The following is an 8,304-nucleotide window of genomic DNA, read 5'->3' on the forward strand; positions in this document are numbered from 1 at the left end:
CTCCAAATGGAACAGTATAGTTAGTACAAGACGCATCACAGAAAATCGACGGAGGTTATGGTACTGTCTTCATTTATATGGATTTCCTGAATGATGGAACGCCAGAAAGCTCTGCGGTTTTCTTGTGATAATTGATCATACATGGTCCGAAAATCTGTATCCAATAGTTCTTCGAGGTAACCGTAATTCGTCACTGGTTCCGGAAGAGCACTCTGCAGATCATTCAACTCACTTTCGACGCGTCCATACTCTTCGTTGTAATAATCCCAATCAATCCGCCCCTTCTGAAATAGGAAATTAAGACGGTCCAATTCCTTTCTTAATTTCTCAGGAGATTGCTTTTTCTTTTGCTTCTCTTTCTCTTTTTCAATTTTATCGCACTTTACTTTATAATTTTTGTATTCATTCTCTAAGTTATCAAGCAAATAATTTTCAACAAGGTTCTGGCTCAATCTGTGTCTGTAAGAACATATGTGATCGATCATAGCTCTGTTGCATCGGTAATAGCAGTAAGTTCTTTTAGCACCAGTTTTCCTGTTGATGATGGACGAACACCCGGTACCGCATAGCAATTGACCACACACGGGACATCGAATCATTCCTGCAAACAGATAGATGCGGCCAGAAGGTGTAGCTTTAACATTTCGTTTTTGTATCTTCTGTAATTTGTTCCACTCATCTTCAGTAAGATATGCAGGGCAGTAAGGAAATCCTCGGTAGGTGCCCTTGTAGAATTCGCTGGAAAGAAGCGTCCTCATGATTCCGAAACTGAAATCAGGATCAAAGGTTTCTTGTATGTATCTGAGCGTAGCGCACTTATTTTGATGCTTGAAAAAATATTTATAAAATGCATCCACGACATGTTCTCGATCAGGATCCTTAACCATGCGCTTCTGTCCATCAACGATACCTGACTTATAGCCATATCCCATATTTGCATCGCCAAAAATTAATTTACCGCTTCTGATCGATGATTCATTTACAAATTTGATACGCTCACTGGTGGTATCGACTTCGTTCTGGCCAATCGACAGAACCACATTAAGCTGCAGTCTTCCATCTCTGGTTTCCATGTTAATGCCTGGTTCACTGGTACTGATCCAGCGGACGTTGTGACTGTCAAGAATATCCTGCACCTTATAGAAATCAGATAGATTACGGAACCATCTATCGATACGCCAGAAGATGATAACATCGATCTTCCCGGCTTCTACATCTCGCAGCAGAGAATGTATAGCCTTACGCTTTTTGAACTCTTTACGGGCGGTTTTTCCCTCATCAGCATATACACCAACGACAGCCATATTATGTTCTCGGGCATAATTGGTAAGATATTCTTTTTGTGCTTCAAGCGATTTGCCGTGCATCATTTGTTCGGTAGTAGATACACGGATATAGATTGCACAGCGTTCAATTTTGTCTGTCATATTATATCACCTTTCCTAAAATGTACGCAAAAAAGGGTGCAAAAATAACATCTATACAGATGCTGGAAAATTGTGGTACAATATTCTTGTCTAGGGATTATTGTACGTGCCTTGGCACTGTATAGTATTCATTAAGCCGTCTCTGTTGGTAGCAGGGGCGGTTTTTTATTTGTCTAATTTTTTCTTTTGCTCTTTTTCTATTTGCTTGATACTTTTGGACGGAGTAGGCAAATCTTCTGGCATGGTGCCACCAAGTTCTTTGATTGTCTGGCGAACTTTTTTGCCAACTTCATAGTGAGTTTGGTTTGCTTCGTTCTTTCCTGTAATATGTTCTCTACGGAGCTTTTCGTCTGTTTGTGTGGCACGGAAGAGATTAGCCGCTAATTCAGTACTTCCCATGTGGTCGAGGATTTTTTGACTTTTTTTGAGATCTTTACGCGCATGGATTTCCTTTACACCCAATCCACCATATAATCCTTGATAACCTTTGTTTTGGAAAATGGCGTAATCGCGAGGATCATTGATGCCGGCCATCTGTGCGGCTTCAGCCAACGATTTGTTATGCGTAATCATCTCGCTACGGATTGCTAAACGTTTTTTATCTTCAGTAAGATCATCAAAGTGTTCAATTAATTCTTGCTGACGAGTTTTTACAGCAAAATAAGTTTGGCCTAATGCGATTACTTTTTTTCTTGAATCTCCGTTTTGCACAATCAGGTAACATGCATAGCGAGATAATTCAATATCACCAATATCTTTTGTAGTTACACCGGCTTTTACGATTTTGCCAACGTTGGCAAAATGGTCTGAAACGGTATTCCCACTGTTCTCACAAGCGTCTTTCGCTTTCTCGATTACAGAGTAAAATCTACGCCATTGCTTATATTCTAATGCAATTTGTAGCTCTCGCGCATACCAGAATTCCTGACCATATTCGTTAATATGTTTAATTGATTCGAAAAGAGTATCTGTGTAATTTTCTTGTTGTTCCTGTTTTTCATTGGCATCAGCTACTACTGGAACAGAAGTATCAGCTTCATCGCCAGTAAAGAAAAAGAAGATAATCACCCCACTTCAGACATCATGTTTCTAATTGTTTTTCTTGTAAAATGATAAAGCAATTACAACATTGCCGGAATCAATAGATTCAAAAGCTACCGTATTCGATAGATGCCTTCTATCCTTGGACAATAAATATATTTATAATTTCTCGAATACGAGAGTGGCTTGAATTCTATCACCACCAAGCATTCCCTTACTTCCGGAGGAAGCGGTGGTTATAGTATGTAAGCGATATCCCTTTGCAGCTTGAGTATTGATGATATTCTCCAGTTCTGTCAGGTTTCCGGAGCCTGTTCCGATAAGTTTTTCCTTTAATACAACTTGTAACACAACATAAGGTTTCATTTTAATAATATCCTCCCTCTTAAAGAATGAATAAGTTAAGTAAGTTATATATAAACACCAAAGCGATTATATACGTTTAAAATTTTCGACGAAGCTCTACAACTTTGCCAATAATCTTCACGGGCTTTTCTTCAATCTCTTTCTGATTAAAATACATCGGTTCATAATTAGGATTTAATGAGATAAGAGCAATGCTGTCTGCATATTTCTTTAATCTTTTACACACTCCATCATTCCCGTTCACAAGAGCAATTACAATCTCGTCAGATTCTGCATCATCCTGTCTTTTTACAATTACCGTGTCTCCATTATGAATATCCGGCTCCATAGAATCACCGCTGATCCGGAGTCCGAAGAATTCACCGGTCCGTGCCAGTTCTTCTGGAATCTCTTCTTCGTCCACAATATCTGTGATGGCTTCCAGTGGGATGCCTGCTGCAACGCGACCGAGGATTTTTACTATATTTGATTTAGGAGAAGACGGTTGTTCAGTACGCTCATCTATTAAATCAGATTTTTCAATATGGAAATAATCGGCAAGCCGTTGAACTTTTCCCATTCTTGGCAATGCTATGCCTTGGCACCATGTGTTAAATGTTTGAGGGGAAACGGATATTGCGTCTGCAACCTCCCTTTGGGTTTGGTTTGCTTTTGATAAATAATAGTTTAAATTTTTAGAAAATATTTTTTTCTGTTCTATATCAGTCATATATTCACCTCTTTTATAACCATATAGTACAATATAATTTGACTAAAATCAACTAAAAATCAAAAATAATTGTATTTTAGTGTTGACATCAAATTAAATTTGATTTATAGTGTAGTCGTAATAAGAAATGTACGATTTGCAGGAGGTGAATAAATTGAGCAAGTTAAGAATTTCTCTTGCAGCAGCTAGAGTTAACGCAGAAATGACACAGGAAGATGTAGCAAGGGAGATGCACGTATCTAAGAATACAGTAGTAAACTGGGAAAAAGGTAAGTCAGAGCCTACAATCTCGCAAAGTAGAGAACTCAGTAAGCTTTATAATATGCCATTAGAGTATATTTTTTTACCTTAATAATCAAATTAAATTTGATTTTGCAAATAGAGAAAGAGAGGTGAGTGGATGAAAGAAGTAGAAAAGACAATAGATGACCTGTGTAAACTCATACAGAAAAAAACAGAAAATTGCAAAGAAAGCTATGAGGTAAACGAACTGACAGAATTAACCCAAGCTCTGGCAGAGTTGATAACTGCCAGAGCCAGGCTTGGCTAGTCTTCCTTGTTAAGTTCGACTAATTTGTCGTAGATTTCCTGCATGAATTCAGCGACATTCTTGCCGTTCGATTCATTTGTTGGAGTTGACGTATTAGATAATTTAGCAACGGTAATCTCGACAGTTTTTTCAATTAAATGATCATTTCGAAACATAAAACTCTCCTTTCTTGCGTACTCGGCTCTGGCGGGAGCCTGTATCAACAGGATAGGAGAAAAGAGGGAAAAAGTCAATAAAATGCAACTTAAATAGAGAAAGAGAGGTGAGGTGAGAAAAGATGAAATGGATAGCGATAGCAAACGTAACCTTGACGATTTTGTTTGCAATAAAGTGGGGGATAGAAAGAGCACGCTTTAAAGGACTCATGTTTTTTATTGTAGCAAAAGAATACACCCCACCAAATGAACAGGAAATGATGGAGTGCATCAAAATAGTAGCCCAAAAGACTGTGGAAGAATGGATCAAGTAATAAGCTTGGAAATTTCCGGAGGAAGATACTTGGATACAAGAGCTGTTGTGACACCTTCGGCGATCGAAGAAATAACTTTCAAACTTGCATCGCCGGCTTTTGATACAAGTGCTTGTGTACGACTCCACTTTTCTTCGGTCCTGGTATTTGCGAGAAAATCATGCCCAAAAGGTTCGAGGCAACAATCAAATTGAGTTCGGCCCCAAATTTTATTACTACATACATCGGATAAAAGCCCTGCTTTTATACAATACTGGACGTGATATAAAATCTTGGGAAAATCGTAAGAAGACAGGTAATCATCGTAGTAAGTGTATATGTTTTCATCAAATGATACTGACTCATAAATAGTTTCGTATTTTTCAACGGTAAGAAGAATGGAACGAACGCATGAAATATCTAATTGCATAATTAGACTCCTTTCTTGAATACTCGGCTTTGACAGAAGCCTGTATCAACAGAATAGGAGCATAAGAAAAGAAAGTCAATAGGATTCAAATTTAAGAAAGAGGTGAGAAAAGCAATGAGTGAAAAAGAAAAGAAAGAAATCGCTGAAATGGTAGAAACAGCCAAACATCTGGCGACACATGATCCACAGGCATTCATGATTGCCAAAAGCAACATGGAGATTCTAAAGATCAGAGCAGACATGGACAAGCAGGAAAAAGAACCGGCATAGAGAATGCAACAAGTACAAACTGTAACACATAAACATAAACCAAGGAGATAGAAAGCAGGTGGCGAATATGAAACCGGACATGGAAAAAATCATTGAGGTGTTGATATCTCTTCTGGAAGAACAGGAAAAGGTGGAAATCACCTATACCATTGAGAAAACCGCGTAAGCGGTAGAAAGGAGTGGACAAGCAGTATGAATTTAAAACCGGAAACACCACTGGTGGTGAAGCTGCAGATCAAGCGTCTGGAAGATGAATGCGAAATGCTTCGGACACGAATCTGGATGCTGACGATCGTTGGAGAGTTAATGCTGACCGCAGTATTACTTGCCTGCGTAATTAATTTTTATACAATAACTTAACGGGAGGTGGGAAAGATGCATGAAATTCCAAAGATTCTGTCAGAGAAGGAATTTGCCAAGCGCCTGCAGCTGGCCAAGGAAGCTTTGAATGAATATAACTGCAAAAATGACATCGAAAAAGGCTTGATCGTAATGTCCGGATGGGTAAGTGCTGATGGCCAACCGGTATATACACCGGCACAGCTTAAGAGACTGTTTGATCTAGTTTACATAGGAGGTGATACCGATGGGACAGAGAATGTGGCAGACACCATCTGCTAAGCAGGAGTGCAGGAACTGTGCCTACATGAGAGATCTGGGTGACGGAGAGTGCATATGTGGGAAAGACCCATCCATAACGGTCATGGAAGAGTACCAGGAATCAGAAGACTACAGATCTGGCGGATGCCCGGAATGGAGATGGGGATAGTGATACAAGTGAATAAAAAATAAGGCACATCATTATGCGGATGATGTACCTCAAGACTTCTTCGCCTGTCGAATATTAAAGTCAATATTATAGTACCATCGGTGGGCGAAAAAGTCAAGAAACGCGGGCATTTTCGCCCGCTTTCATCACTTGTTAAGAATATTAAAGATAGGACATACAGGTGGATGAAAAAGAGATATAAAAGACTGATATATACGTTTGAACATTCAGTGGAGATATATGAATATCTGGATGGGAAGTATGGAGCAAGAGGAGAGAAGAGAGGGAAGAAGCGGAAAGCCACACCGGAAGTGATCAGATTCCGAAACCAATGGAATAGGGAAAGGAAAGCAAGACATAAGCTGAAGACCTGGTTCCACGAGAATGACTACCTGGTATTGCTCACATACAAAAAGGATAAGCGTCCGCCTGATATGGAGACTGCAAAGAAACATCTGGCACAAGCCATGAGAAAGGTGAGAGAAAAGTATAAAAAAGCAGGAAAGAAAATGAGGTGGATGGCAAATATCGAAGTAGGTACAAAAGGAGCCTGGCACGTACACATAGTTATAAACCGGATAGCGGATGCAGACATCATCATAAAGGATGCCTGGGAGCATGGAGCAGTAACCTTCAAGCACCTGTATGAAGCGGGAGATTTCAGAGATCTGGCCGGATACATCACGAAGACACCAGAAACATGCGAACGCTATGGAGAGCACTTAAGAGAGACAAGCTATCATGCGTCCCGCAATATGCCCCTAAAGGAACCGGAAGAAGAACGCTTTGTGCAGTGGAGAGAGATCAAGGACAGGAAAGGCTACTACTTAGACAAAGATACATACTACGAAGGAACAAATAAATTCACCGGGTACAAATACCGGTATTACACCATGATTAAGTTGGATAGGAGGATTTAAAATGCTGATTTTAGACAGAGCAAGCGAAAACAAACTGGAAGAGCTGGTATTAGTATCTCGAAAACTCAATGGAGTATTGAGAGAAATCTACCCGAGAGTACATAAGATTGAACCGGATCGCGCCGCTCTGCTGTGGTGTGCAATCGATGATGAAATTGAAAAAAGACAGAAGCAGATCGACAAGATTCTTGCGACGGAGAGCGGAGCAGAACAGATTGTACTGCGAAGAGCCTGCAGAGAGCTGAAGAAAGAATATGATCAGTACAACCAGCTCATGGAAGAGGCCTATAACGAAGAACTACTTCCGGCCACAATCCCGGAACTTCTGATCAGCTCAGTAAAGAGAGCGACTGCAGAAATGCATGAGATTAATAAAAATCTGCAGCATACGAAAGAGGTGCTGAACACCAATGTTTAGAGTAGATATTTACACAGCTGTAAAATCCAGTTCCAACAGTAAAACCATGGGAAAATACGGATTTGTATGTACGTGCGCCAAAAAGTCCGGAGGAATAGGAAAAATCCAGGATACCGGCCAAATGAAAGGCACACGACACGAAACAGAAGTAAAGGCGATCACAGAAGCATTGAGCCGCCTGAACCAGTCCTGCGAGGTCCATATCCACTGTGAGGACACATTTGTAGTGAACATGATCGACTATCACATTAGTGGATGGGCCGGGAATGACTTCCGAAAAACCAATGGAACACCGATCGCAAACGCAGAAGGCTGGCAGAAGCTCTGGAAGAAGATGCAGGGGCATCTGATCCGAATGGAAAAGGGACGGCATGCATACAGCGACGAAATTAGAAAAATAATGGAGGATACATAGATGTTTGATAAATTTGGAGAATTTGACTCTGCTGAGGAAATCAACAGGGCGGCAGCAGCACAGTTAAAAGAAGGAGATCTGGACGCTATCAAGACAATAGCAGAAGAAAATGGCTTAGATTCGGAGGACGCAGAGGATTTTTGCACCGGTGCAATAGATTCTCTGACTACTCCACTACTGGCCGCAATGGGAAAGCTGGAAATGGAATCGAAAGATTTAGAACTCAAAAACATGATGGAAGACTGGAAAAACTTCCTGATTCAGATGTGTGAAGAAGATGACCAGATGGCGCAAGCTGTACGCAAGAAAGGAAAAAGCCTTGAAAAATGTATGGCACAGATTTTAAAAGTATCGTTTGAAACGAAAGCACAACTGGACGATAGAATCGTACAGGCAGCAGGCTTAAAGCCACCGATCTATCTTGGAATTCCTGGAAAAGCACAGATTAGAAAAATTGCAGAAAAATATTATAAGGGTGAAGAAAAATGAGAACATACAAAGGATTCACGGAAGATCTGAAAGCAACCTACGGGAACGGAAT

At 40.3% G+C, this 8,304-nt stretch carries 16 protein-coding genes; 11 read left to right on the forward strand and 5 right to left on the reverse strand.

The window, feature by feature from the left end:
• Window positions 1-35: 35 nt before the first annotated feature.
• The 4 genes from NCY30_RS14315 to NCY30_RS14330 form a co-directional block, all read right to left on the reverse strand.
• On the reverse strand, window positions 36-1,427 hold the full coding sequence (locus NCY30_RS14315) for a recombinase family protein (protein WP_250818839.1): 1,392 nt from the start codon (window positions 1,425-1,427) through the stop codon (window positions 36-38).
• A 165-nt stretch (window positions 1,428-1,592) separates the two neighbouring features.
• Window positions 1,593-2,495, reverse strand: a complete 903-nt coding sequence (gene dinD / locus NCY30_RS14320) for a DNA damage-inducible protein D (RefSeq protein WP_331476594.1) — start codon at window positions 2,493-2,495, stop codon at window positions 1,593-1,595.
• 132 nt (window positions 2,496-2,627) lie between these two features.
• Entirely contained in the window at window positions 2,628-2,834 is a 207-nt protein-coding gene (locus NCY30_RS14325) for a DUF4177 domain-containing protein (protein WP_250818840.1), read from the reverse strand.
• Window positions 2,835-2,910: 76 nt separating this feature from the next.
• Window positions 2,911-3,543: a LexA family protein gene (locus tag NCY30_RS14330; RefSeq protein WP_250818841.1), complete on the reverse strand. Its 633-nt coding sequence runs from the start codon at window positions 3,541-3,543 to the stop codon at window positions 2,911-2,913.
• 154 nt (window positions 3,544-3,697) lie between these two features.
• Between NCY30_RS14330 and NCY30_RS14335 the strand changes: the two genes are divergently transcribed.
• The 3 genes from NCY30_RS14335 (at window position 3,698) to NCY30_RS14345 (ending at window position 4,562) form a co-directional block, all read left to right on the forward strand.
• The gene (locus NCY30_RS14335; RefSeq protein ID WP_118236999.1) at window positions 3,698-3,895 is read left to right on the forward strand and encodes a helix-turn-helix transcriptional regulator; all 198 of its coding nucleotides are present in this window, start codon (window positions 3,698-3,700) and stop codon (window positions 3,893-3,895) included.
• 48 nt (window positions 3,896-3,943) lie between these two features.
• Window positions 3,944-4,093, forward strand: a complete 150-nt coding sequence (locus NCY30_RS14340; protein WP_250818842.1) for a hypothetical protein — start codon at window positions 3,944-3,946, stop codon at window positions 4,091-4,093.
• A 277-nt stretch (window positions 4,094-4,370) separates the two neighbouring features.
• A complete protein-coding gene (locus NCY30_RS14345; protein ID WP_250818843.1) occupies window positions 4,371-4,562 on the forward strand; it encodes a hypothetical protein in 192 nt (63 codons plus the stop codon).
• On the opposite strand, the gene NCY30_RS14350 is transcribed toward NCY30_RS14345, so the two are convergent.
• Entirely contained in the window at window positions 4,555-4,971 is a 417-nt protein-coding gene (locus NCY30_RS14350; RefSeq protein WP_250818844.1) for a DUF2513 domain-containing protein, read from the reverse strand. The two genes, NCY30_RS14345 and NCY30_RS14350, sit on opposite strands and share 8 nt — an antisense overlap.
• Window positions 4,972-5,085: 114 nt before the next feature.
• Between NCY30_RS14350 and NCY30_RS14355 the strand changes: the two genes are divergently transcribed.
• The 8 genes from NCY30_RS14355 to NCY30_RS14390 all read left to right on the forward strand — a co-directional run bounded on the left by NCY30_RS14355 (window position 5,086) and on the right by NCY30_RS14390 (window position 8,252).
• Window positions 5,086-5,241: a hypothetical protein gene (locus NCY30_RS14355; protein ID WP_155515127.1), complete on the forward strand. Its 156-nt coding sequence runs from the start codon at window positions 5,086-5,088 to the stop codon at window positions 5,239-5,241.
• 192 nt (window positions 5,242-5,433) lie between these two features.
• Window positions 5,434-5,601 (forward strand): hypothetical protein, encoded by a 168-nt coding sequence (locus NCY30_RS14360; protein WP_250818845.1) that lies wholly within the window; start codon window positions 5,434-5,436, stop codon window positions 5,599-5,601.
• Between the two features lie 15 nt (window positions 5,602-5,616).
• On the forward strand, window positions 5,617-5,862 hold the full coding sequence (locus NCY30_RS14365) for a hypothetical protein (RefSeq protein WP_250818846.1): 246 nt from the start codon (window positions 5,617-5,619) through the stop codon (window positions 5,860-5,862).
• Window positions 5,828-6,010: a hypothetical protein gene (locus tag NCY30_RS14370; RefSeq protein WP_250818847.1), complete on the forward strand. Its 183-nt coding sequence runs from the start codon at window positions 5,828-5,830 to the stop codon at window positions 6,008-6,010. The genes NCY30_RS14365 and NCY30_RS14370 overlap by 35 nt, the downstream gene beginning before the upstream one ends.
• A 185-nt stretch (window positions 6,011-6,195) precedes the next feature.
• The gene (locus tag NCY30_RS14375) at window positions 6,196-6,930 is read left to right on the forward strand and encodes a rolling circle replication-associated protein (RefSeq protein WP_173784448.1); all 735 of its coding nucleotides are present in this window, start codon (window positions 6,196-6,198) and stop codon (window positions 6,928-6,930) included.
• Between the two features lies 1 nt (window position 6,931).
• Window positions 6,932-7,348, forward strand: a complete 417-nt coding sequence (locus tag NCY30_RS14380) for a hypothetical protein (protein ID WP_250818848.1) — start codon at window positions 6,932-6,934, stop codon at window positions 7,346-7,348.
• Window positions 7,341-7,763, forward strand: coding sequence for an RNase H family protein (locus NCY30_RS14385; RefSeq protein WP_250818849.1), 423 nt, complete (start codon window positions 7,341-7,343; stop codon window positions 7,761-7,763). The genes NCY30_RS14380 and NCY30_RS14385 overlap by 8 nt, the downstream gene beginning before the upstream one ends.
• On the forward strand, window positions 7,764-8,252 hold the full coding sequence (locus NCY30_RS14390) for a hypothetical protein (RefSeq protein WP_250818850.1): 489 nt from the start codon (window positions 7,764-7,766) through the stop codon (window positions 8,250-8,252).
• The last annotated feature ends 52 nt before the right edge of the window (window positions 8,253-8,304 follow it).

Source organism: Dorea sp. MB18-49 (assembly GCF_023669465.1).
Taxonomy (GTDB): Bacteria; Bacillota; Clostridia; order Lachnospirales; family Lachnospiraceae; genus Dorea_A; species Dorea_A longicatena.